Origin of the sequence: Streptomyces siamensis, assembly GCF_039543605.1 — a bacterium.
In the GTDB taxonomy this organism is placed as follows: Bacteria; Actinomycetota; Actinomycetes; order Streptomycetales; family Streptomycetaceae; genus Streptomyces; species Streptomyces siamensis.
The window spans coordinates 48,850-71,167 of record NZ_BAABKB010000007.1; the positions used below are offsets into that span (position 1 = coordinate 48,850).

Below are 22,318 nucleotides of genomic sequence, written 5' to 3' on the forward strand. Positions count from 1 at the left end.
GTCCTCAACTCCTCCCGTCCGACGGGGCGTCGGACGGCTCGGCCATGGCCACGGCGATCCGCCGGGGCCCGGTGAACGGCTCGCGCGCGTGCGCGGTGAGCATGTTGTCGACGATCAGCACGTCGTCGCGCTGCCAGTCGAAGCGGACGGAGTTGGCCCGGTAGACGGAACGCAGATGGTCCGTCACGGCGTCCGGGATGGCTCCGCCGTCGCCGTAGTACGTGTTGGTGGGCAGGTCCTCGTCGGGGAAGATCGCCCGCAGGCCCGCCCCGACCTCCTCGGCCACGGTGGTGACGTGGAAGAAGGTGGCGTGGTTGAACCAGACGCGCTCGCCGGTGACGGGATGGCGGTGCACGGCCGCACGGGCGGCGGTGGTGCGCAGCCCCCCGTCGGGCCGCCATTCGGCGACGATGTCGCGCTCCGCGCAGTAGGCGGTCACCGCGTCCCGGTCCGCGGTGGCGAACGCCTCCTGCCAGGGCACTCCGAAGCCGGTGTGGAAGTTGCGCACCACCTGCCAGCCGCGCCGCTCGAACTCCTCGCGCACATCGGGGTCGAGGGCGGCGAGCACGCGCCGGGTGTCGGCGAGCGGGGTGGCGCCCTGGGTGGTGGGCGGTTCGGCGCAGTGGAAGTAGAGGGTGCCGGGCCACACGGCCTGGTAGGAGTTCTCGTTGTGCAGGAAGATCTCCTCGGCCGCCGGGTAGTCGGTCGAGGTGTAGACCTGGCCCTTGATGGTGGAGCGGGGCGAGGAGCGCTCCGCGTAGGCCAGTGGCGGTGTGCCGGAGAAGGCACGGACCACGGCGTCGAAGCCGTCGACCCCGCCGATGGCGTAGCCGCGCAGCAGGACGGCTCCCTGTCGTGCGAGGCAGCGGCGCAGTTCGTCGCGGTGCGTGTCGATGTCGGCGAGGACGGCGGCGTCCTCGGTGCGGGCCCGGTGCAGGTGGGGCGCCGTGCCGGTGCCGGCCCAGCCGGGCAGTACGCCGGCTGAGGCGCGGGTCACGTCGTGGGTGCTGGTCATGTCGTCCGTTCCCGGTTCAGTCGGACATCGCGACGAGGACGCGGCGGTCACCGGTGAACGGCCGTCGCCCGTGGGCCAGCAGCACGTTGTCGATGAGGAGCAGGTCGCCGCGGATCCAGTCGACGTCGACGGCGGCCGCAAGGCCCCGGTCCCGGATCTGGGCGACGTACTCGGCGGGGATGGCGCCGCCGTCGGCGAACTTCACCATCTGCGGCAGCTCGTCCTCGGGGAGGATCGCGGCGAGTTCGGCGGCGGTGTCGTCGCCGAGTCCGGCGGGGTGCCACTGGTCGGCCTGGTTGAACCAGACCTCGGCGCCGGTGACCGGGTGCCGGGTGGTGGAGGGGCGGACCGATTCGACACGCAGGCTGCCGTCGCGCCGCCAGGTCCACTCGGCGCCGGTGCCGGTGAGGAACTCCTCGACGTCGCCGCGTTCCTTGGTCTCGAAGGTGTCCTGCCAGCTCTTGCCGAGGCCGTACCCGTCGTGCAGGTTCTGCACGTAGCGCACGCCGCCCGCGAAGGCCTCGCGCACCTCGTCGTCGAGCGCGGCCAGCCAGCGGGCGGCGTCGGTGACGGGGGTCGCGCCACCGCCGCCGGGTGTCACCTCGCAGTAGAAGGCGAGCCGGGTCGGCCAGGCGTGCGCGTAACTCATCTCGTTGTGCATCGAGATGGTGTACTCCTGCGGGTACTCCGTCGACGTGTACACGTTGCCGCCGACCTTGGTGCGCGGCGAGTTGCCGTGGACGTAGGCGAGCCGGTGCGGCAGCAGCCGGTCGAGCGCCGTGTCGAGCGTGTCGGGCGTGATGCCGAACCCGCGGAAGACCAGGGCCTTCTCGCGGACGAGGAGTTCGTCCAGGCCGGGGTCAAGGGTGTCGAGGCGGCTGAGCAGTTCGCCGGCACCGCCACCGTCCTCGGCCTTGATCTCCAGCGGTGCCCAGGTCTCGGTGTGGGTCATGGAGCTGTCCTCGCAGTCGTGGCGGCCGGTTGGGCGGCCTGGATGGCGGTTGCGGTGGGCGCCCCGGTCGGCCGGGCGAGCCGGGCGGCGATGTCCGCGGTCAGCTCGGCCTCCTGCGGGGCGAGATAGAAGTGGTCGCCGGGGAACGACCGCAGGTCGAACCCGCCCGTGGTCAACTCGGCCCAGGCCGAGACGCGTTCGACGTCGCAGCCGGGGTCGGCGGCACCGGCGTACGCGGTGACGGGGGCGCGCAGCACGGGCGGGTTCCCGGGCGCGTAGGTCTCGATGAGCCGGTAGTCGCTGCGCAGCACGGGCAGCAGCAGTTCCCGCAGTTCCGGTACGCCGTAGGGGTCTCCGCCGAGGCTGCCCAGGCGCCGTACGGAGGCCAGCAGCACATCGTCGGCGGCCCGGTGCAGCATGGTGCGGGTCGCCCGGTGCGGGGCGTTGCGTGCGGACAGGAACACCTGGACGGGGCCCGGGCCGGTCGCTTCGAGGCGGGCCGCGACCTCGTAGGCCACGGCGGCGCCCATGCTGTGCCCGAACAGCGCGAGCGGGACGTCCCGGTACGTGTCCAGGGCCCGGGCGACCTCGTCGGCGAGCTCGTCCATGGACTCGACGCACGGCTCGGTCATGCGCTCCTGGCGTCCGGGGTAGCGCACGGCGAGCACCTCGACGTCGCCGGGCAGCCGGCCCGGCCAGCCGTGGAAGAGCTGTGCGTTGCCGCCCGCGTGCGGGAGGCACACCAGCCGCACCCGGGGCGGGCGGGCCGCGGGATAGCGGCGGAACCACAGGCCGTCGCCGGTCACAGCGCCATGCCCCCGTCGACGCGGAGCACCTGACCGGTGATGTACGCGGACTGCGGGGAGACCAGGAAGGAGGCGAGCGAGGCGACCTCGTCGGCCTGTCCGAAGCGGCCGAGCGGGATCCGGGTCAGGGCTCCCTCGACGACCTTCTCGGGCAGGTCGGCGACCATCTCGGTCTCGATGAACCCGGGGGCTATGGCGTTGGCCCGGATCCCGTAGCGCCCGGCCTCCTTGGCCAGCGACTGGGTGAGGCCGACGATGCCCGCCTTGGAGGCCGCGTAGTTGGCCTGGCCCGCGTTGCCGGCGACTCCGGCGACCGAGGAGAGGGTGACGACGGCTCCCGCACGCTCACGGATCATCGGACGGATCACGCAGCGCAGCAGGTGGTACGTGCCGTTCAGGTTGGTCCCGACGACGGAGTGCCAGTCCTCGTCCCCCATGAGGGCGAGCGGCCGGTCGCGGGTGATGCCCGCGGAGGTCACGACGGCGTCCGGTGTGCCGAGCTCGTCCTCCACGGCCGTCACGAACTGCTGCACGTCCTCCCGGACCCCCACGTCCACACGACGGGTCAGCGCCCGGCTCCCCCTGTCCTCGATCTCCTTCCGCACGAGCTGCGCCGCCGCCTCGTCCGACCGGTAGCAGATCGCGACGTCGAAGCCGTCCTGCGCCAGTCGCACGGCGACGGCACGGCCGATGCCCCGCGATCCACCGGTCACGACCGCCACCCGAGCCGCGCTGCCGTCCCGCCCCATGTCCGAGCCCCCTCATCCGTTCGAGTGAGTCGAGCGTGGGTTCGGTCGCTATATGGGGCCTATACGGTGTCCAGCACGGCCCGCGAGCAGCCGGTGGGGAGGTCCGGGCGGCGCCCGGTGGCCGGGGTCCCGGTGCGGGCATAGCGTGCTGAAGGGGTCTCGCTGCGGAAGGAACGCCATGGGCGCTGCGGAAGGAACCTCATGAAGCTGGACGGGCCGGTGACCGGTGGTCCCTGCTGGACCGAGCTGGGAACCAGCGATCTGGAGGGGGCCAAGCGCTTCTACGCCGACCTGTTCGGATGGCGGCCGGAGACGGACCCGCGCCAGGAGGCGGGCGGTTACACCGTCGCGCACCTGGGCGACGCCGCGGTCGCGGCGATCTCGCCCCGGTACCAGGAGTCCCAGCCCGTCGCCTGGAACGTCTCCTTCGCCGTGGCCGACGCGGATGCGGCCGCCGAGGCGGTGCGGGCCGCGGGCGGCACGATCGCCCTCGGGCCGATGGACGTGTTCGACGTGGGCCGTTTCGCTGTCGCGGTCGATCCCGGCGGTGCCTTCTTCCAGCTGTGGCAGGCACGTGCCTTCCCCGGCGCGGGACTGTTCAACGCGCCGGGCGCGCTGGGCTGGGTCGAACTGCTGACCCGCGCCCCTGGGCCGGTCACGGACTTCTACACGCGGGTCTTCGGCTGGACCGTGAACCCCTCGGAGCAGTACACGCAATGGGGCATCGCCGGCGACGACTTCGGCGGCATGCTGACGCTGGACGAGAAGTTCCCGCCGGAAGTGCCCTCGCACTGGCTGCCGTACTTCGCCGTCGAGGACGTGGACGCCACGGCGCACGCGGCCGTGGCGGCGGGCGGCAGCATGCTGATGGAGCCCACGACCGTGCCGGAGGGCCCGCGCATCGCGGTGCTGAAGGACCCTCAGGGGGCACCGTTCGGAATCCACACGGCGGACGAGGAGGGCTAGAGGCGGGACGGTCCGAGGGGGTGGCTCCTGCTCCCCCGAGGCCGGACGGTTCCGGGGATGGCTCCCGCACCCCGGGAGGGCGGGCACGGCTCCCGCCCCTCCCCCGGACGGCTTCAGGCCCGCGGCAGCCCGAGGCGGCCCTCCAGCTGGCCGAGCAACTCGCCGAGCAGTCCGGCCAGTTCACGTCGGCGATCGGGGTCGACGCCGGACAGGACCGAGGTCTCGTAGGCCAGTTGCTCGGGCAGGATGCCGTCGACGAGAGCGCGCCCCTCGTCGGTCAGCCGTACATGTGCGACCCGGCGGTCACGGGTGTCCCCCCGGCGCTCGACCAGCCCGCGTTCGGTGAGCTGCTTGAGCCGCTTGGTGACGGCGGCGCCCGAGGAGAACGTCTCGCGGGCGATCTCGCTGGGGGTGAGTTCGTGTCCGGTGCGCCGCAGGGTTCCGAGGACGTCGAACTCGGGGCGGGTGAGCCCGGCCCGGCGCAGCGGTGCGTCCTCGGCCTGCTGGAGGAGCGCGGCACAGCGATTGACGCGGCCGATGACCTCCATGGGCCCGGTGTCGAGGTCGGGGCGCACGGTCCGCCACTGCCGGACGACGGCCGCGACGGTGTCCGCGGGGACGCCGATGGGGGTTCCCCTCTCCGAGGGGGCGCCTTTGGAGGTTCTGCTCCTGGACGGGACGCCCGTGGAAGCTTCGCTTCCGGAGACGGCGTCCTCGCCGGCGGGACCGCCGCCAAAGGCCCGCGGCGCCGCGGCCCGCGCGCCGGGGGCATCCTCCTCGTCCGCCGGAGCGGCGGAACCAGCCGAACCGGCGGGTCCCGCGGGACCCGCGGAATCGTCCAGCCTCTCCCGGCGCTCCCCGTGCTCCCGGTGCTCCCGGTGCTCCCGGTGCTCCTCGCTCTCCCCGTGACCGACGGGGGCCGTCGCAGCGAGGCGGTCGCTCCCGGCAGCCGCGGACCCGGCGGGCGCGGCCGCGCCGTCCTCGCGGCCGACGGGCACTCCCCCGGCGGCCTCCCGCTCGGCGGGGGCGGCCTCCGAGTGACCCCGCCCCCCGGGAGTGCCCTCCGCGTCCGCCCGCCCGTCCGCTGTCGTCATGCCTGTGCGCCCTCCAAGCAGTGCAGTCCCTGCCGTCGTACCGTCGCCGCGAGCGTACGGTGTCCGCGCTGCTCGGCCGTCACGACCCGCTCCTCCGGCAGGGCGCGCTGCCACCATTCGCCCGCCGCGGCGTCCGCGGCGGCACGCAGGGCGACCACGGCGGCGGACAGATCCCGTCGGGCCGACTCCAGGGCACCGGGCCCGGGGTGTTCCGCGGCCAGCAGCGCGGCGGCACGCTCCCGGGCGCCCTCGACGGCGGCGAGCGCGTGCTCGATGCGGTCGCCGGCCCTGCGGTTCGTCACCGCGATCGCGGCGACGAAGCCGACCAGCGCACCCACGAGGGTGTCCACGACACGGTCGGTGATCAGCTCGCCGGGCTGCTGGACCCGCGCGAACTCGGTGATCAGCAGGGCCATCGGGGTCACGCAGATGCTGCCGAGCCAGTAGTTGCGGCCGATCAGCGCCTCGGCGCCGAAGTTGAGGGCGAGGCAGCACAGCACGAGGGCCGCCTGGCCGAGGTGCGCGAGGGGAGCGATCGCCGCGAAGGCGAGCACGCCGACGAGATTGCCGACGACGCGCTGCACGCCCCGGTTCCAGGTCAGGGTGACGTTGGCCTGGTAGAGCGAGGCGGCGGTGACCAGCGCCCAGTAGGGGCGGCCGACGCCGAGGGCGAGCGAGACGTAACCGGCGAGCGCGCAGCCGAGCGCGGTGCGCAGGGCGATCGGCGCGAGCGGGCCGAGACGGCGGAACAGCGGCGGTTCCCCGAAGGACAGCGCGGCCTCGACACCGAGGAGTTCGTCGGCGGTCCCGGAGAGGTCGCCGGGACGCGGCACGGGATGGTTGCCGCGCAGTTGGCGGGCCCAGTCGCGCAGCCGCCCGGAGTCCGTGTCGGCGGGCGCGGCCAGCGCGACCTCGGCGCGCACGACCAGTCGTTCGAGGGAGCGGCGGGGTGCGGAGCGGGCTCCGGTGGACAGCAGGCACTGCCAGGCGCCGTGCACGGCGGCGGCCGCGGCGGCGCGGGCCCGTGCGGCGTCGGCGCCGGCCTCCCTTGCCTCGACGTACGCGGCGGCCGCGTCCAGCGCGTGCGCGGTGGCGCGGCGCTCGGGACCGTGCGGGCGGACGAGGCCAGGGGCCATGCAGACGATCCAGGCCCACACGCCGGCCGCCGCGCCGAGCGCGAGATGGCCGGGTACCTGACCGAGGGACTGCGGCGCGAACAGGGCCGCCGAGGAGATGAAGGCGAGGACGACGTGTCCGGGCGGCCCGATGCGTGTGGCGTCGCAGAGCACCTTCTGCACGGCGGCGAGCAGGGCGCCGACGGTGACCAGCACGACGGCGTTCGTGGTGAGCGAGGCCGTGACGAGGGAGACTGCGAGGCCGCCGAGCATGCCGAGCACCACCCAGGCGACGGCGCGGGCGCGCGCGGCGTAGGGGCGGTTGTGGGCGTACAGGGCGCACAGCGATCCGGCCATCGTGTACATGGCGAGGTCGAGGCGGCCGAGCGCCAGGAGCGTCAGGTTGGGCAGGGCGACGGCCACGACGGCGCTCAGCGCGGGCTTGAACCAGATGTCGGACGGTCTGCCGAGACGCAGTACTCCGGCCAGCGGCAGGCGCCGTACGCGGGGGGTCCTGGGGGCGGTCGCACTACTCATGGAACCAATATTAGCAGGTGTTTTACTCGTAAAACATATTCTCCGTCACACCCCTCACCAGCGCACACTCCCGCACGCTCCCCCACGTACACCCTTGCGCTCGCTTGCGCACCGGACGCTCGGGGCATGTCCAGACCGACTGCCCGATGTCCGACATCGGAGAGCGGGGAGGTACAGGGTGCACGGACCGGCTTCGCCCGGCTGGCTGCTCGTCGCGCTGTGCGCGGCAACCGGCGCCTACTGCCTGCTGCGCATGCGCAGCCGTGTCGAGGAACAGCGCCGGACCGCGGGCGGCGAGGCGCTCATGGGCTTCGGCATGGCCGCGATGGCGGTCCCGGCCGCCGTGGCCGTCCCGCCGCGCTGGGCCTGGCTCGTCTACACCGCCGTGTTCGGCGCCGCCGCCGTGCGCGCCCTGTGGACGGCCCGGTCGGACCCGCACCACGTGCACCATCTGATGGGCGCCCTGGCGATGGTCTACATGGCGGTCACGATGGCCGCCTCCCCCGGCCACCACGCCCACCACGGCGGCTCCGGCATCCCCCTGGTCACCGGCGCGCTCCTGCTGTACTTCACCGCGTACGTCCTGCGCTCCGGCGCCCGACTGCTGCCCTTGGGGAGCGCGACCGCCGGGAGCACGCGCGCCGTCGGCTGGGGCGACCGGCCCGAGCTGTCACGGGCCTGCCGCCTGTCCATGGGGATCGCCATGCTGGCGATGCTGGTCACGCTCTGAGACCGGCCCGTCGGACACCGCCCGACCGGACGGGCCCGCCGGCCGCGGGACCGGACACGAGACGTTAGAGCGCCGTACGAAACCGTGGCGTGCGTCACTTGCCCTCGCGGCCCGTATCCAGCGCCGACACCCCGCTCATAGGCTTCGGACCATGATGGTCCCCGCGGCACTGTTGCTGCTCGGCGCCGTGGTCGCCGTGGTGGCTCCACGACTGCTCGCACGGGCCGACTGGCCGGACCGTGAACCGGTGGTCGCCCTGTGGGTCTGGCAGTGCGTGGTGGCGGCCGTCCTGCTGTGCTGCGCCCTGTCGATGACGCTCAGCGCGGCCGCCGCCTGGGTGGCGGTGCGGGGCCATGTGTTCGGTCCGGCGCCACGCTCCGTCGTGGACGCGTACGCGCTGAGCACGGGCGGCGCGTGGGCCGCGACGACCGCCGTGGCACTCGCCTGCGGTGGCGTGTGGACCGGAGCGATGCTGGTGCGCGAGATTCTGCGGGCCCGTGCGCGGCGCCGGCAGAGCCGTGCCGAACTGCGCCTGCGCGCACCGCTGTTGCCCGGTGAGGAGCCCAGCGCCGACCGCCTGGTGGTGCTTGAGGGCGAGCGCCCCGACGCCTGGTGGCTGCCCGGCGCGGCGCCCCAACTCGTCATCACCACAGCCGCGTTGCGCCGCCTCAAGGGACGGCAGTTGGATGCCGTGCTCGCCCATGAGCAGGGTCACGCGCGGGCCCGGCACGACTGGCTGCTGCACTCCTCGGCGGCGCTGGCCACCGGCTTCCCCCAGGTGCCGGTGTTCGCCGCCTTCCGCGACGAGATGCACCGGCTCGTCGAACTCGCCGCCGACGACGTGGCCTCGCGCCGCTTCGGCCGCCTCACGATCGCCCTGGCCCTGGTGGAACTCAACGAGGACCGGGGCGTGTTCGGCCCCTGCCCGACACCGGAGGCACATGTCCCGCAGCGCGTGAACCGCCTGCTGACTCCCCCCGACCGCCTCACTGCGGCCCGGCGCCTGCGCCTGACGGCCACCGCCGCGCTGGTCCCGGTGGTCCCGGTCCTGGTGGCGTTCGTGCCCGGGCTGCGGGCACTGGGCTAGGTCGGCCTAGGGCCTGTCAGACGCGTGCCTGCGCCACCCGGCGGGTTCTTCCCGACAGCCCGGGGGCTGCCTCGGTGGCGGGTTCCTTCCGACAGCCCAGGGGCTCCCTCGCACGCCGGGTGCGTCCGGTGCGTCGCCGGGCGGGTGTTGGCCCGGTGCCCCCGGCGTCGGCGAGGATCACTGCATGCACTCCCCGGCAGCCGGCCCTCCCCCCGACGCATCCGACCCTCGTGCCCCCGCCCCACGCGGCCCGCGTCTTCGCGGCGTCGTGCCGGCCGCCGTGGTCCTGGCCGTGCTGTCCCTCGCGCTCGTCCTGCTGGTCGCGCTCTCCTGGCACCCGCTGACCGCCCTCGACGGCGACATCGCCCGCACCACCCACACCTGGGCCGTCGACGAGCCCGGCCTCACCCGCGTGTTCCGGGTGCTGACGGACTGGGTGTGGGACCCGTGGACGATGCGCGCGCTGTGCGCCGTCGCGGTGATCTGGCTGGTCTGGAAGCACGGGGACCGGTGGCTCGCCCTGTGGGTGGCGGCCGCGTGCGCGCTGGGCACGGCGGTGCAGCAGACGCTGAAGTGGGCGGTCGGCCGCGAACGCCCCGTCTGGCGGGACCCCGTCGACCGGGCCCACTATGCGGCCTTCCCCTCCGGCCACGCCCTCACGGCCACGGTGGTGTGCGGGCTGCTGCTGTGGCTGCTGTACCGGTACGGCGCGGGACGCGGGCTGCGGCGCACGGCCCTGGCCCTGGCCGTCGTCACCGTCGTGGGCGTCGGCTGGACCCGCGTCTGGCTCGGTGTGCACTGGCCCTCCGACGTCCTCGGCGGCTGGCTGATCGGCGCGCTGGTGGTCGCCCTCGCCGTGGCGTCCTACGAGCGGTGGCGCGACCCGGGGCACCCTTGACCCCCGTGGACGGGGCCACGAAGGATCTCCGTCATGAGGATCAAAGGTGTGCTCTTCGACTTCTCCGGAACCCTCTTCCGTGCCGAATCGACCGATTCCTGGCTGCGCGCGGTGCTTCGCGACGCCGGACTCACCCTGCCCGACGACGAGTTGACCGCGGCGGCGCAGGCTCTGGACGCGGTGGGCGCGATGCCGGGCGGCGGACGCCCGGGGCGCGTGCCCGAGGGCCTCGACGAGTTGTGGCGCACCCGCGACCGGAGCGCCGAACTGCACCGTGCCGCGTACACGGCGGTCTCCCGCCAGGTGCCCCTGCCCGGTCCCGGTCTGCACGACGCCCTGTACGAGCGGCACATGGTGCCGGACGCCTGGCATCCCTACCCGGACGCCGTCGAGGTGCTGGCCGCGCTGCGCGAGAGCGGGGTCGCGGTCGGTGTGGTCAGCAACATCGGCTGGGACCTGCGCCCCGTCTTCCGGGAGCACGGCCTCGACCCGTACGTCGGCACGTACGTGCTCTCGTACGAGCACGGCATCCAGAAGCCCGATCCACGGCTGTTCGGGGTCGCGTGCGACGCGCTGGGGATCGCGCCCGAGGACACCTTGATGGTGGGCGACGACCGGCGGGCCGACGGGGGCGCGGCTGCCCTGGGTTGTGAGGTGTTCTTCGTCGACCATCTGCCGGTGGTCCGGCGCCCGGAGGGACTGCGGCCCGTGCTCGGTCTGGTCGGTTGACGGGAACGTCGCCCGTTCGCCCGCAAGTCCGCCGGTCCGCCTCGGATGATCCCCCGTGTCATCCGAGGCAGACGGCAGGCCGGAGTGGACCCACGAAGGGTCTGCCCCGGACGCGTTGAGTATAGTTGGCTGGCAGCCAGTCAACGCAGGAGTTACAGCATGTCCCCGCGCAGCGCCTCGGTCAATGAAGAGTTGCGGCGGCGTTCCCGGGAGCGGCTGCTGCAGGCAGCCGTGGAGCTGGTGAGCGAGCGCGGCTACGAGGCGACGACGCTCGGGGACATCGCGGACCGCGCGGGATCGGCGCGCGGTCTGGTCTCGTACTACTTCCCCGGGAAGCGCCAGCTCCTGCAGTCCGCCGTGCACCGGCTGATGCACCGCACGCTGGAGGAGCGGCTGGAGAGCGAGCCGCGTACCGAGGACGGACGGGAGCGGATGGCACGCGCCATCGACGCGATCCTCGGCCTCGCCCGCGACCAGCCCGTCCTGATGCGCCAGCACATGGCAGGCCTGTTGCAGGCCGAGGGGTTCGTCCAGTGTCCCGAGCAGCAGCGGCTCGCCCAACTGCTGCGGGACACGATGGCCGGGTACGGCTCGCCGGATGCCGGGACCGACTACCCGATGCTGCGGGCGCTGCTGATGGGCGCGGTGTACTCGGCCCTGGTGCCGGGTGTTCCGATGCCGATACCGACGCTGCGGGCCGAGTTGTTCAAGCGGTACCGGCTCGACTGGGAGATGGGTGTCCCGCCGGAGACCGAGGCGTCCGGCGGGACGTGTGAGACGGACCTGTCACGGTTCTTCGCGACCGGCCGGCAGCCCGAGGAACAGGCCGCGGACGGGCCGGAGGACCCGACCGGCGACCGCCCGGACCGCCTGACGGACGAACAGCCGGTGGGCAGTTCGGACCGGCAGGCGGACGCCCGGGCGGACGGTCAGTCGAAGTAGTCCGGCTGCGTCTGGACGTTGAGCTCGCCCAGCCGGACCCGCTTGGCCGGGTCCGTGCGCCGGTCGTCGAGCTTCAGGACGTCGAAGCCCTTGGCGATGTCGTTCGAGTAGATGTAGCCGTTGTAGTAGTACGCCGACCACGATCCGCCGACCTGGAGCGTGTCGGTGGACAGCGGGCCGCGCTCGAAGTAGGCGATCTCCTTCGGGGCCGACGAGTCGGTGAAGTCCCAGACCGAGACGCCGCCCTGGTACCAGGCCTGGACCATGAGGTCCTTGCCCTTGACGGGGATCAGCGAGCCGTTGTGGGCCACGCAGTTCTCGGTGTCCGCCTGGTGGCGGGGGATCTTGTAGTAGCTCCGGAAGACGAGCTTGCGCTTGTCGCCCTTGCCGACGATGTCGTAGATGCCGTCGGCTCCGCGGTTCGGGCCGATCGCCGCGTTGCAGGTGGCCGCGCCGCCGCCGCCCAGTTCGTCGGTGAACACGACCTTGTCGGCCTTCTGGTTGAAGGTCGCCGAGTGCCAGAACGCGAAGTTCACGTTGTCCTCGACCTGGTCGATGACCTTCGGGTGCGCCGGGTCCTTGATGGAGAACAGGATGCCGTCACCCATGCACGCGCCCGCGGCGAGGTCCTTGGAGGGCAGGACCGTGATGTCGTGGCAGCCGGTGGTCTTGGAGACACCCGGGTTGGTGGGCCCGCCCGGGTTGCCGCCGCCGTCCGGCCCCTCGCCCGGGAACAGCACCGGGAAGTTGACGACCGCCGCCTTCTCGGGAGCGTTCCGCGGCACCTTGATGACCGAGATGCCGTCGTGCGGCGGCTGGCAGTCGGGGAAGGTGGCGCTCGGTGAGTACGAGGAGACGTAGATGTAGACGTTCTTGCCGTCGGGCACCAGCGAGTGGGTGTGCGAACCGCACGCGGTCTCCACGGCGGCGACGTACTTGGGGTTCGCCTTGTCGCTGATGTCGAAGACCTTCATGCCCTCCCACGACGACTTCTCGGTCGCGGGCTGCGTCGTGCTGTTGCAGGAGTTGTCGCTGCGCGAGGAGTCGGTGGACAGGAAGAGCAGGTTGCCCGAGACGGACACGTCGTTCTGCGAGCCGGGGCAGAGCACCTGCGCGACGGTCCGGGGCGCCTTCGGGTTGCTGATGTCGAAGATGCGGAAGCCGTCGTAGTTGCCGGCGAAGGCGTACTTGCCCTGGAAGGCGAGGTCCGAATTGAGGCCGGTGAAGGCCTCCTTGGGGATGTTGGCGAGGTGTTTGATGTTGTCGGAGTGGACGATCTCGTCCTGGCCGGGTATCTCCCCGCTCGCCACCGCGGCCCTCGCTTCGGCGGCGTCGCTCCGGGAGACCTTCTCCCCAGCCGCGGGGCCGTCCCCGGGGTCGGGGGTGGCGGCCGCCGGCCCGGCTGTGAGCAGCGCGGCCAGGAGTCCCACCGCGGCGGCGGCAACTCCCAGGCGTCTGTGCCGCGTTCGGGGATCGTTCAACAGGGTCACTGTTTCCTCCCTTGTGCCGTTCAAGGTCGAACGGTTCACGGACCCCTGAAGTATCGTCCGTCCCATGCAGAGATCAACAGACGGCAACGTACTCGTAATGAATGTTTTTGATCAGCCACGTTCGGAAGCGTGCTAGGACGGACATCAACACCCCTGATGTATCCATCGCTTCATGACCCGTCATGAGCCGCAGGAGGTCGCCGTGTTCGCTCGCCGTACGTCCAGCGCGTCCCCGAGACCCACGCCGCGTGCGCTGCCGGCCGCGGTGGCACTGACCGTGGCCGCACTCGCGCTCACGGGCTGCGACTCGGACTCCGGCGCCAGGTCCGCGGCGTCGCCGGGCCCCTCGGTCATCGCGCCCGGCAAGCCCGGGGAGGCGGCCGAGACACTGTCCGCCGAAGAGGCCGCGAAGCAGCGGAGCGACGACGACTCCCCCAACTCGGCCGACTTCACCTATGCCCGGATGATGATCGTCCACCACACCCAGGCGCTGGAGATGACCGAACTCGCCCCGAAGCAGGCGGAGTCCGGCAAGGTGAAGCGGCTCGCCGCACGGATCGCCGCCGCGCAGGGCCCGGAGATCTCCACCATGAAGAGCTGGCTCAAGACGCACGGCGGCAAGCGGGCGGTCACGGAGCACGAGCACGCGACGATGCCCGGCATGGCGACGGAGGGCCAGCTCAAGGCGTTGCGCACGGCGAAGGGGAAGGCGTTCGACGAGCTCTTCCTGAAGCTGATGATCACGCATCACGACGGGGCGGTCACCATGGCCACGGACGTGAAGTCCGAGGGCAACAACATCCAGATCGAGGAGATGGCCGACGACGTGATCGCGCAGCAGACCAGCGAGATCGGCAAGATGCGCGCCCTTCAGTGACCGGGCCGCGACGGGCGCCGCTCGACCCGCCTGCTCAGCGCCGTGCGTGACGAGGGGTCAGGAAGCCGGCCTCCCGCGCCCCCGCGATGAGCCTCAGCGACTTGCGTCGGCTGTGGCCGGTGGCGCACATGACCGCCAGCACCGGGTCCACGCCGTCCTCCTGGGCGGCGCGGTACTTCTCCGCCGCCAGTCTGCGACCCTCGGTGCCACGCGGCCAGGCGCGCCGGGCCCGGCGCGTCGGCCCCGACCGCCCGCCCTCGTCCTCGTCGTCGTGCCCGCCCTTCCCCGCGTCGTCGTGCCCGCCCTTCCCCGCGTCGTCGTGCCCGCCCTTCCCCGCGTCGCCGTGCCCGCCCTCACGCTCCCCCGCGGGCCGGGCCGCGGCGCCGCACGCCTCGAAGAGCGGGGCCTCGATCCAGTCGGAGAGCACCGCGAGGTCGTCGAGGGAGAGCGGCGGCTGAGCCCGTACGTCCTCGATCGTCACCCCGGCCCCGGACAGCACGGCGAGGACGTCGACCTGGGCACCGTCGGCGAAGACCAGCCGGACGTCGAACCACGAGGTGGCGGTCCGGTGGTCACGCACCTGCCAGGCGGGCCACACCGACACCACGCCGTCCGCGCGGCAGCGGCCGTGCAGATCGAGAAAGGATGCTTCCAGCACATGCGGAACGTAACCGCATGATCACATGCCATTCGAACGGACACGCGCGGACGCGACACGCGTCGCACCCTGTCAGCCGAGCATCGGCGGTGCGATCCTGGAACCGTCAGCGATCTCCTGTCAGCGTTCTTCCAGAACCCTCGGTTAAGGAGTTCCGCCGTGCTGCATGTCGCCGTCGTCGGCTCGGGCCCCAGCGGGGTCTACACCGCCCAGAGCCTCGTCCAGCAGAGCCAGGTGCCCGATGTCCGGGTGGACGTCCTGGACCGGCTGCCGTGCCCCTACGGCCTGGTGCGCTACGGGGTGGCCCCCGACCACGAGAAGATCAAATCGCTCCAGAACAATCTGCGGGCCGTCCTGGAGGACGAGCGGGTGCGGTTCCTGGGCGGCGTCGAGGTCGGCCCGGACGGGGTGCCGGTCGCCCGTCTGCGGGACCTCTACCACGCGGTCGTCTACTGCGTGGGCGCAGCCACCGACCGTCATCTCGGCGTGCCCGGCGAGGACCTGCCCGGCAGCTGGTCGGCCACCGAGTTCGTCTCCTGGTACAGCGCGCACCCCGACGCCGCCGCGGAGGAGTTCGTGCTCGGCGTGCGCTCGGCCGTGGTCATCGGCGTCGGGAACGTGGCCGTGGACGTGACCCGGATCCTGGCCCGCGGCGCGGCCGAGCTGAGCCCCACGGACATGCCGCAGGCGGCGCTCGCCGCACTGGCCGCCAGCAAGGTGACGGAGATCAGCATGGTGGGGCGGCGAGGCCCCTCCCAGGCCCGCTTCACCACCAAGGAACTGCGTGAGCTGGGATCCCTGCCCGACACCGAGATCGTCGTGCATCCGCACGAGTTGGAGCTCGACCCGGCCTACTTCGATCCGTCGGGCCTGCCGGCCGCGCAACGGCGCAACGTGGAGGTGTTGCGGGGCTGGGCCGACGCGCCGACGCAGGGCCGCCCACGACGGATCCGGCCGCGCTTCTTCCTGCGCCCCGTCGAACTGCTGGCCGACGGCGGGCGGGTGGGAGCGGTGCGCTTCGAGCGGACCGCTCCGGACGGACAGGGCGGTGTGACGGGAACAGGGCGGTTCGAGGACATCGAGGCCCAGCTGGTGCTGCGTTCGGTCGGCTATCGCGGGGTGCCTCTCGACGGGCTCCCCTTCGACGCCGGACACGGCACGGTGCCGCACCGGGCGGGCCGGATCCTGCGGGACGACGCGATCGCTCCGGGCGAGTACGTGGCGGGCTGGATCAAGCGCGGCCCCACGGGTGTCATCGGCACCAACCGGCCGTGTGCCAAGGAGACGGTGACCTCACTGCTGGAGGACGCGGACACCCTCGTACGGCGCGAGGTGGCCGGGGATCCTCTCGCGGCGCTGCGGGCGGAGGGCGTACGGCCGGTCGAGTGGGCCGGGTGGCAGGCGATCGAGCGGGCCGAGGCGGAACTCGGCGCCTCGCTCGGCCGGGGCGTGGTGAAGCTGCCCGACTGGACGTCGCTGCTGGCGGCGGCGCGTACGACGGGTTCGTGACGGGTGCGTCGGGGCGTACGGCGGGGCGCGGTGGAGTCGACACGGCTTCCGTGGGCATGACACACATCGGCAACAGCCCGGACATCAACAAACTGTTCAAGCCGCTTACGGTCGGGGGCTGTTCACCCTTCTCCACCTTCACCCGCTTTCCGCCGCCCCTGGAGTGCCCATGGCCACCACCCCTGCTCCCGTGCATCCCGTGCATCCCGTGGACGAGGTTCCACCCGTACGCCAACTCGCGGCCTTCGGGCTCCAGCACGTGCTCGCGATGTACGCGGGCGCGGTGGCCGTCCCGCTGATCGTCGGTGGCGCGCTGAAGCTGTCGCCCGCGGATCTGGCGTATCTCATCACCGCCGACCTGCTGGTGTGCGGCATCGCCACCCTCATCCAGTGCGTGGGTTTCTGGCGCTTCGGGGTACGACTGCCGATCATGCAGGGGTGCACCTTCGCCGCGGTGTCGCCGATGGTGCTGATCGGGACGACCGGCGGCGGGCTGCGGGCGATCTACGGGTCGGTGATCGTCGCGGGCCTCGCCATAGTCCTGCTCGCCCCGGTCTTCGGCCGACTGCTGCGGTTCTTCCCTCCTCTGGTCACGGGCACGGTCATCCTCATCATCGGTGTCTCGTTGCTGCCGGTCGCCGGGAACTGGGCGGCCGGCGGAGTGGGCGCGGAGGACTTCGGCGCGCCGAAGAACCTGGCGCTCGCGGGCTTCGTCCTGGCCGTGGTGCTGGCCGTGCAACGGTTCGCGCCGGCCTTCCTCGGCCGCATCGCGGTACTGATCGGCATCGCCGTGGGCCTCGCGGTCGCCATCCCCTTCGGATTCACGGACTTCGACGGGGTCGGGGACGCCGACTGGGTCGGGATCAGCACGCCGTTCCACTTCGGCACGCCGACGTTCCACGTCTCCGCGATCGTGTCGATGCTGGTCGTCGCCCTCGTCACGATGACCGAGACCACCGGTGACTTCATCGCCGTGGGCCAGATGACCGACCGTCCCGTCGAGCCGCGCACGCTCGCCGACGGCCTGCGCGCGGACGGCCTGTCGACGGTCCTGGGCGGCGTGTTCAACACCTTCCCCTACACGGCGTTCGCGCAGAACGTCGGCCTGGTCGGGATGACGCGCGTGCGCAGCCGCTGGGTGGTCGCCGCCGCGGGCGGCATCCTCGTGCTGCTGGGCCTGCTGCCGAAGCTGGGAGCGATCGTCGCGGCGATCCCGGCGCCCGTGCTGGGCGGCGCGGGCCTGGTGATGTTCGGAACGGTCGCCGCGAGCGGCCTGCGCACCCTCGCCGAGGTGGACTTCCAGGGCAACAACAACCTGACGGTGGTGGCCGTCTCGGTCGCCGTGGGCATGCTGCCGGTCGGAGTGCCGACGGTGTACGAGAAGTTCCCGGACTGGTTCCAGACGGTGATGAACAGCGGGATCAGCGCGGGGTGCCTGACCGCGATCGCCCTGAACCTGCTCTTCAACCACCTGCCGGGCACCACGGATTCGGCCGGGGACGCCGCCGGGCCCACGCCTCCTTCGGTGACGGCCGAGGCATAGCGGCCGACGGCCGGCCACGCGCCCGGACGACCGGGGATGCGGACGTTTCAGCCGCCGAGCCGGTCGGCCTGACGGGCCGCTGCCGCGAGGACGCAGTCGAGGAGCCCGGGGAAGAGGTCGTCCAGATCGTCCCGGCGCAGGCCGTTCATCTTCGCCGTGCCCCGGTAGGCCTGCCGCACGACCCCGCTCTCGCGCAGCACACGGAAGTGGTGCGTGGTGGTGGACTTGGTGACCGGCAGGTCGAAATGCGAACAGGAGAGCTCGTCGCCGTCGGCGGCGAGCTCTCGCACGACCTGGAGCCGCATGGGGTCGGAGAGCGCGTGCAGCACCGACTCCAGGCGGATCTCATCGAGTGCGGGGTGCGGCAGGTCGCGGCTGCCGTTGGCACGGGCTGCGGTCGTCACGGCGGCTCCACTTCGTCCGGGAACGCGCTCCGGGCACTTCCTCCGGGGCTGTCGTCCTGCACGCATTGTACGAGATCTCTCGTAGTTTGACATCTCCCGTACTACGATGCCTATCGTACGAGACGTACACCGGTCCCGTGACGAATGGAGTCCGCCGTGAGCGCTCTCTTCGAGCCCTACGTCCTGCGCGAGCTCACCATCCCCAACCGGGTGTGGATGCCGCCCATGTGCCAGTACTCCGCCGCACCCGAAGGAGCCGAGGCGGGCGTCCCCCACGACTGGCACTTCGCCCACTACGCGGCGCGGGCCACCGGCGGCACCGGGCTCATCATCGTCGAGGCGACCGCCGTCTCCCCCGAGGGCCGGATCTCACCGTACGACCTCGGCATCTGGAACGACGCGCAGGTCGAGGCGTTCCGCCGCATCACCGGCTTCCTGTCCGCACAAGGCACCGTGCCGGCCCTCCAGCTCGCCCACGCCGGACGCAAGGCGGCCACCGAGCGCCCCTGGAAGGGCGGCGCGCCGATCGCCCCCGGCGCCCTCGCCTGGCAGCCGCTCGCCCCCAGCCCGCTCCCCTTCGACGAGGGCCACCCGGTCCCGGCCGAGCTGACCGTCGCCGAGATCCGAGAGATCGTCGGGCAGTTCGCCGACGCGGCCCGCCGCGCCCTGGACGCCGGTTTCGAGGTCGTCGAGATCCACGGCGCCCACGGCTACCTGCTGAACGAGTTCCTGTCCCCGCACTCCAACCACCGCACGGACGCGTACGGCGGCTCGTACGAGAACCGCACCCGCTTCGCCCTCGACGTCGTGGACGCCGTGCGCGAGGTCTGGCCCGAGAGCAAGCCCCTGTTCTTCCGCATCTCCGCCACCGACTGGCTGGAGGCGGACGGCTGGAGCGCCGACGACACCGTCCGCTTCGCCGCCCGGCTGCACGAGCACGGCGTGGACCTGCTCGACGTGTCGACCGGCGGCAACGCCTCCGGCGTCCGCATCCCCGTCGAGCCCGGATACCAGGTCCCCTTCGCCGCCCGCGTGAAGAACGAGACCTCCCTCCCCGTCGCCGCCGTCGGCCTCATCACGGAGATCGAGCAGGCCGAGAAGATCCTCACCAACGGGGAGGCCGACGCGGTGCTGCTCGGCCGCGAGCTGCTGCGCAACCCGTCCTTCGCGCGGCTCGCCGCACGGGAGCTGGGGGGCGACGTGCACGTGCCGGACCAGTACCACCGATCCGTGTAGGCCCCGCCCACGGGTGCGGCCGGCGCCGGCCGCACCCGTGCCCGGCCGGACGTCGACGGACCTGTGACCCAGGACACCCACCCACGACGGGAACTGAGGACCGCTCCCCACCGGTCCATGAGGGGGAAGACGTCACCCCAGGATCGGTCGGACCCTACGTGAAGTAGGGTCCCGGTGGTGAACCGGCTCATACGCGACGGGGGACCCCTTGAAGGAACGCCACGACGGGCGCGCGGGCCGCGGGCCGATGTCCGTGCTGGCCCTGCTGGTACCGAGTCTCGGGATCGCCGCGGTGGGCGTGTACCACCTCTGCGGGTTCGATCTGCACGCCCTCCACGGGCGCCCGCACCTGGACGACGGGCTGACCATGGCGGGTGTCATCCTGGCCGTGGTCACGGCCGGCGCCGCCATGGGTGACCTCCTGTGGTGGGCGACGACACGCAACCGCCCCGCCGGGGAGGGTACGAAGCCGTGCCCGCCCCGGGCCCTGGGCCACCCGCGGCCGGGCCGCTCCGACTGGCTGCGGGCACCGGACAGGACGAAGAAGTAGACGAAGAAGCAGCAGCACCGGAGGGACCGGGAGCCGCGACCGGGCAGGAACGCGCGAGGGGCTGTCCGTCCGGAACCCGGCCGCTCCCCGGCGGGCCGGGGAGGCGACGGGGCGACGGGGCGACGGGGCGACGGGGCGACGGGGCGACGGGGCGACGGGGCGACGGGGCGACGGGGCGACGGGGCGACGGGGCGANGGGCGACGGGGCGATTCTCACCGCCTCCTTACCCCTTCACCTCTCCATGACCAATCTTTTCCCTACACCATGTAGGGTTCCCGGCCGCAGCCCCCACTGCGCTCCCCCGGCCACAATCCGCACCGGTTCGCCCCGGCCTCTCCCCAAGGTGTTGCTCCACGGTGTCCGTACAACAGTCAGCGCTCGTCCCGGAACAGCGGAACACGAGGTCAGGCCCGGCCCACCCGCCACAACAGCGGGCCACCGCCGCACGACTGCGGGCGGCGACCCTCACCGTCTGGTACCTGCGCCTGCTCGCGGCGCTCAATCTGGTCGCGGTGGTGTCGCTGACCTTCCGCCAGGAGGTGCTCGAGCACAACGCAGGCCAGTACTTCACCCCGTACCTCGCCACCGCGGGACTGGTCTCGGCGGCGCTGGCCCTGTTCCTCGCCCTGGTGATGCGGCGCCGCAAACGGGCGGCGTGGATCTTCAACATGCTGCTGGCCGGCCCGCTCTTCGTGCTCTACGCCGCCGCACTGACCCAGGACCGGTACCAGCGGCACGGCTTCAACTGGCTCTCCACCCTGCTCACCGGGCTCTTCGTCGTCGCCCTGCTGGTGGGACGCAAGGAGTTCCACGCCGTCGGCGACCGCTCCAACCCCAGGCTGGCCGTGGCCGTCGGCACCGGCGGCCTGCTCGTCGGCGCCACCCTCGGCACTCTGCTGGTGAGCGCCACCAACCGGGTCACCGGGACACCGCTGAGCGACCGCGTCGCGTACACCCTGCTGCGCGGCGTCAGCGTCGGACCGCTCGCCGACCGCTTCGACAGCGTCGCGGCGCCCCGCTGGGTGGACGTCCTGATCAACGTCATGATGGCCGCGACCTTCCTCCTCGTGCTCTACGCCTGCTTCCGCTCGCCGCGCGGCCGTGAACTCCTCGGCGCGCCCGACGAGGACCGCCTGCGGGAGCTGCTCGCCAAGCACGGCGAACGGGACTCACTGGGGTACTTCGCGCTGCGCCGCGACAAGGCGGTCGTGTGGTCGCCGACCGGCAAGGCGGCGATCGCCTACCGGGTCGTCGGCGGCGTGACGCTGGCCTCCGGTGACCCGATCGGGGATCCCGAGGCCTGGCCGGGCGCGATCGACGCCTGGCTGCGCGAGGCGCGCCGGCACGCGTGGACGCCCGCGGTGATGGGGGCCGGCGAGGAAGCCGGCACCATCTACGCCCGGCACGGTCTCGACGCCCTGGAACTCGGCGACGAGGCGATCGTGGACCGCGCCGACTTCACCCTGGAGGGGCGCGCGATGCGGGGCGTCCGGCAGGCGCACAACCGCGTCCGCCGCGCCGGCCACACCGTGCGCATCCGCCGGCACGCCGAGATCCCCCGGGCCGAGATGGCCGCCCTGACCGACCTGGCGGACCGGTGGCGCGACGGCGAGACCGAGCGCGGGTTCTCCATGGCACTCGGCCGGCTGGGCGACCCGGCCGACGGGCGCTGCGTCATGCTGGAGTGCCACGACGGGGACGGCGAGCCCAGGGCCGTACTGAGCTTCGTGCCCTGGGGAGAGCGGGGGCTGTCGCTGGACCTGATGCGCCGCGACCGGAACTCCGAGAACGGGCTCATGGAGTTCATGGTCATCGAACTCCTGCTGCGTGCCGAGGAGATCGGCGTCAGCAGGGTGTCTCTGAACTTCGCCATGTTCCGGTCCGTCTTCGAGCGCGGCGGCCGGCTGGGCGCCGGCCCCGTGCTGCGGCTGTGGTGTTCGCTGCTGACGTTCCTCTCGCGCTGGTGGCAGCTCGAATCCCTCTACCGTGCCAACGCCAAGTACCGGCCCGTCTGGGAACCGCGCTACCTGCTGTTCGAGAAGAGCAGCGACCTTCCGCGCATCGGCGTCGCCGCCGCCCGCGCGGAAGGCTTCCTCGCCCCGCCCGCCCTGCCGCGGCCCGGTTTCAGTGCGCTGCGCCGGACGCCTCCGGCGCCGGACGGGGCGTAGCCGGACCGTCGGCGGCCCGGGCGGCTTCCGGCACCGCCTGCCGGGCCGCGGGCTGCACGTTCTCGTGCTTCATCGCCTTCGCCTCGCTCTTGAGGATGCGCATCGACTTGCCGAGCGCACGGGCGGTGTCGGGCAGCTTCTTCGAGCCGAACAACACGACGACCACGATCGCCACGATGAGCAGGTGCCAGGGTTCCAGTCCGTTGCGGAGCATCGCGCCCCCGCCTTCCTCGCGTCGGTCGGGGCGCGTCCGACGGGCCGA

22 protein-coding genes are annotated in these 22,318 nt (G+C 72.5%); 12 read left to right on the forward strand and 10 right to left on the reverse strand.

Annotated features, from left to right (window positions below):
- Window positions 1–4: 4 nt before the first annotated feature.
- Genes ABEB03_RS13815 through fabG form a run of 4 tightly spaced genes read right to left on the reverse strand, consistent with a single transcriptional unit; the run spans window position 5 to window position 3,522 of the window.
- Window positions 5–1,015, reverse strand: coding sequence for a TauD/TfdA family dioxygenase (locus ABEB03_RS13815; RefSeq protein ID WP_345647155.1), 1,011 nt, complete (start codon window positions 1,013–1,015; stop codon window positions 5–7).
- Window positions 1,016–1,031: 16 nt separating this feature from the next.
- On the reverse strand, window positions 1,032–1,967 hold the full coding sequence (locus ABEB03_RS13820; RefSeq protein WP_345647158.1) for a TauD/TfdA family dioxygenase: 936 nt from the start codon (window positions 1,965–1,967) through the stop codon (window positions 1,032–1,034).
- Window positions 1,964–2,773, reverse strand: a complete 810-nt coding sequence (locus tag ABEB03_RS13825) for a thioesterase II family protein (protein WP_345647161.1) — start codon at window positions 2,771–2,773, stop codon at window positions 1,964–1,966. The genes ABEB03_RS13820 and ABEB03_RS13825 overlap by 4 nt, the downstream gene beginning before the upstream one ends.
- Window positions 2,770–3,522 (reverse strand): 3-oxoacyl-[acyl-carrier-protein] reductase, encoded by a 753-nt coding sequence (gene fabG / locus ABEB03_RS13830; RefSeq protein ID WP_345647164.1) that lies wholly within the window; start codon window positions 3,520–3,522, stop codon window positions 2,770–2,772. Before fabG ends, ABEB03_RS13825 begins: the two co-directional genes overlap by 4 nt.
- A gap of 201 nt (window positions 3,523–3,723) precedes the next feature.
- On the opposite strand from fabG, the gene ABEB03_RS13835 reads away from it, so the two are divergent.
- A complete protein-coding gene (locus ABEB03_RS13835; RefSeq protein ID WP_345647167.1) occupies window positions 3,724–4,488 on the forward strand; it encodes a VOC family protein in 765 nt (254 codons plus the stop codon).
- 113 nt (window positions 4,489–4,601) lie between these two features.
- On the opposite strand, the gene ABEB03_RS13840 is transcribed toward ABEB03_RS13835, so the two are convergent.
- Together ABEB03_RS13840 and ABEB03_RS13845 are read right to left on the reverse strand one after the other, a co-directional pair.
- Entirely contained in the window at window positions 4,602–5,114 is a 513-nt protein-coding gene (locus tag ABEB03_RS13840; protein ID WP_345647306.1) for a MarR family winged helix-turn-helix transcriptional regulator, read from the reverse strand.
- A 464-nt stretch (window positions 5,115–5,578) separates the two neighbouring features.
- Window positions 5,579–7,234, reverse strand: coding sequence for an FUSC family protein (locus tag ABEB03_RS13845; protein ID WP_345647170.1), 1,656 nt, complete (start codon window positions 7,232–7,234; stop codon window positions 5,579–5,581).
- A gap of 178 nt (window positions 7,235–7,412) precedes the next feature.
- On the opposite strand from ABEB03_RS13845, the gene ABEB03_RS13850 reads away from it, so the two are divergent.
- The 5 genes from ABEB03_RS13850 to ABEB03_RS13870 all read left to right on the forward strand — a co-directional run bounded on the left by ABEB03_RS13850 (window position 7,413) and on the right by ABEB03_RS13870 (window position 11,620).
- Entirely contained in the window at window positions 7,413–7,964 is a 552-nt protein-coding gene (locus tag ABEB03_RS13850; RefSeq protein WP_345647173.1) for a DUF5134 domain-containing protein, read from the forward strand.
- A gap of 151 nt (window positions 7,965–8,115) precedes the next feature.
- The gene (locus tag ABEB03_RS13855) at window positions 8,116–9,051 is read left to right on the forward strand and encodes a M56 family metallopeptidase (RefSeq protein WP_345647176.1); all 936 of its coding nucleotides are present in this window, start codon (window positions 8,116–8,118) and stop codon (window positions 9,049–9,051) included.
- A gap of 184 nt (window positions 9,052–9,235) precedes the next feature.
- On the forward strand, window positions 9,236–9,949 hold the full coding sequence (locus tag ABEB03_RS13860) for a phosphatase PAP2 family protein (protein WP_345647179.1): 714 nt from the start codon (window positions 9,236–9,238) through the stop codon (window positions 9,947–9,949).
- Window positions 9,950–9,982: 33 nt separating this feature from the next.
- On the forward strand, window positions 9,983–10,678 hold the full coding sequence (locus ABEB03_RS13865) for an HAD family hydrolase (RefSeq protein WP_345647182.1): 696 nt from the start codon (window positions 9,983–9,985) through the stop codon (window positions 10,676–10,678).
- 159 nt (window positions 10,679–10,837) lie between these two features.
- Window positions 10,838–11,620 carry a TetR/AcrR family transcriptional regulator gene (locus ABEB03_RS13870; protein ID WP_345647185.1) on the forward strand — a complete coding sequence of 261 codons (783 nt, stop codon included), beginning with the start codon at window positions 10,838–10,840 and terminating at the stop codon, window positions 11,618–11,620.
- Here the strand turns inward: ABEB03_RS13870 and ABEB03_RS13875 are convergent.
- Window positions 11,608–13,110 carry an LVIVD repeat-containing protein gene (locus ABEB03_RS13875; RefSeq protein ID WP_345647188.1) on the reverse strand — a complete coding sequence of 501 codons (1,503 nt, stop codon included), beginning with the start codon at window positions 13,108–13,110 and terminating at the stop codon, window positions 11,608–11,610. The genes ABEB03_RS13870 and ABEB03_RS13875 overlap by 13 nt on opposite strands.
- Window positions 13,111–13,282: 172 nt before the next feature.
- Between ABEB03_RS13875 and ABEB03_RS13880 the strand changes: the two genes are divergently transcribed.
- Window positions 13,283–13,987, forward strand: a complete 705-nt coding sequence (locus tag ABEB03_RS13880) for a DUF305 domain-containing protein (RefSeq protein WP_345647191.1) — start codon at window positions 13,283–13,285, stop codon at window positions 13,985–13,987.
- A gap of 34 nt (window positions 13,988–14,021) precedes the next feature.
- On the opposite strand, the gene ABEB03_RS13885 is transcribed toward ABEB03_RS13880, so the two are convergent.
- On the reverse strand, window positions 14,022–14,645 hold the full coding sequence (locus ABEB03_RS13885) for a DUF6214 family protein (protein ID WP_345647194.1): 624 nt from the start codon (window positions 14,643–14,645) through the stop codon (window positions 14,022–14,024).
- A 159-nt stretch (window positions 14,646–14,804) separates the two neighbouring features.
- Here ABEB03_RS13885 and ABEB03_RS13890 point away from each other — a divergent pair, with 159 nt between their 5' ends.
- Window positions 14,805–16,154 (forward strand): FAD-dependent oxidoreductase, encoded by a 1,350-nt coding sequence (locus ABEB03_RS13890; RefSeq protein ID WP_345647197.1) that lies wholly within the window; start codon window positions 14,805–14,807, stop codon window positions 16,152–16,154.
- A 169-nt stretch (window positions 16,155–16,323) separates the two neighbouring features.
- Window positions 16,324–17,697, forward strand: a complete 1,374-nt coding sequence (locus ABEB03_RS13895) for a nucleobase:cation symporter-2 family protein (protein ID WP_345647200.1) — start codon at window positions 16,324–16,326, stop codon at window positions 17,695–17,697.
- A 47-nt stretch (window positions 17,698–17,744) separates the two neighbouring features.
- Here ABEB03_RS13895 and ABEB03_RS13900 read toward each other — a convergent pair whose 3' ends face one another.
- A complete protein-coding gene (locus tag ABEB03_RS13900) occupies window positions 17,745–18,101 on the reverse strand; it encodes an ArsR/SmtB family transcription factor (protein WP_345647203.1) in 357 nt (118 codons plus the stop codon).
- Window positions 18,102–18,257: 156 nt separating this feature from the next.
- On the opposite strand from ABEB03_RS13900, the gene ABEB03_RS13905 reads away from it, so the two are divergent.
- The 3 genes from ABEB03_RS13905 (at window position 18,258) to ABEB03_RS13915 (ending at window position 22,056) form a co-directional block, all read left to right on the forward strand.
- Window positions 18,258–19,337 carry an NADH:flavin oxidoreductase/NADH oxidase gene (locus tag ABEB03_RS13905; protein ID WP_345647206.1) on the forward strand — a complete coding sequence of 360 codons (1,080 nt, stop codon included), beginning with the start codon at window positions 18,258–18,260 and terminating at the stop codon, window positions 19,335–19,337.
- Window positions 19,338–19,545: 208 nt separating this feature from the next.
- Window positions 19,546–19,887: a hypothetical protein gene (locus tag ABEB03_RS13910; RefSeq protein WP_345647208.1), complete on the forward strand. Its 342-nt coding sequence runs from the start codon at window positions 19,546–19,548 to the stop codon at window positions 19,885–19,887.
- A gap of 357 nt (window positions 19,888–20,244) precedes the next feature.
- Window positions 20,245–22,056, forward strand: a complete 1,812-nt coding sequence (locus tag ABEB03_RS13915; protein ID WP_345647210.1) for a phosphatidylglycerol lysyltransferase domain-containing protein — start codon at window positions 20,245–20,247, stop codon at window positions 22,054–22,056.
- Here the strand turns inward: ABEB03_RS13915 and tatA are convergent.
- On the reverse strand, window positions 22,013–22,270 hold the full coding sequence (gene tatA, locus ABEB03_RS13920; protein ID WP_345647213.1) for a Sec-independent protein translocase subunit TatA: 258 nt from the start codon (window positions 22,268–22,270) through the stop codon (window positions 22,013–22,015). The two genes, ABEB03_RS13915 and tatA, sit on opposite strands and share 44 nt — an antisense overlap.
- Window positions 22,271–22,318: the final 48 nt, after the last annotated feature.

Coding starts and splice junctions, on each gene's coding strand:
- ABEB03_RS13815 (WP_345647155.1), bottom strand. CDS start 1,015: ATGACCAGCACCCACGACGTGACCCGCGCCTCAGCCGGCGTACTGCCC.
- ABEB03_RS13820 (WP_345647158.1), bottom strand. CDS start 1,967: ATGACCCACACCGAGACCTGGGCACCGCTGGAGATCAAGGCCGAGGAC.
- fabG (WP_345647164.1), bottom strand. CDS start 3,522: ATGGGGCGGGACGGCAGCGCGGCTCGGGTGGCGGTCGTGACCGGTGGA.
- ABEB03_RS13835 (WP_345647167.1), top strand. CDS start 3,724: ATGAAGCTGGACGGGCCGGTGACCGGTGGTCCCTGCTGGACCGAGCTG.
- ABEB03_RS13845 (WP_345647170.1), bottom strand. CDS start 7,234: ATGAGTAGTGCGACCGCCCCCAGGACCCCCCGCGTACGGCGCCTGCCG.
- ABEB03_RS13855 (WP_345647176.1), top strand. CDS start 8,116: ATGATGGTCCCCGCGGCACTGTTGCTGCTCGGCGCCGTGGTCGCCGTG.
- ABEB03_RS13860 (WP_345647179.1), top strand. CDS start 9,236: ATGCACTCCCCGGCAGCCGGCCCTCCCCCCGACGCATCCGACCCTCGT.
- ABEB03_RS13865 (WP_345647182.1), top strand. CDS start 9,983: ATGAGGATCAAAGGTGTGCTCTTCGACTTCTCCGGAACCCTCTTCCGT.
- ABEB03_RS13870 (WP_345647185.1), top strand. CDS start 10,838: ATGTCCCCGCGCAGCGCCTCGGTCAATGAAGAGTTGCGGCGGCGTTCC.
- ABEB03_RS13880 (WP_345647191.1), top strand. CDS start 13,283: ATGACCCGTCATGAGCCGCAGGAGGTCGCCGTGTTCGCTCGCCGTACG.
- ABEB03_RS13895 (WP_345647200.1), top strand. CDS start 16,324: ATGGCCACCACCCCTGCTCCCGTGCATCCCGTGCATCCCGTGGACGAG.
- tatA (WP_345647213.1), bottom strand. CDS start 22,270: ATGCTCCGCAACGGACTGGAACCCTGGCACCTGCTCATCGTGGCGATC.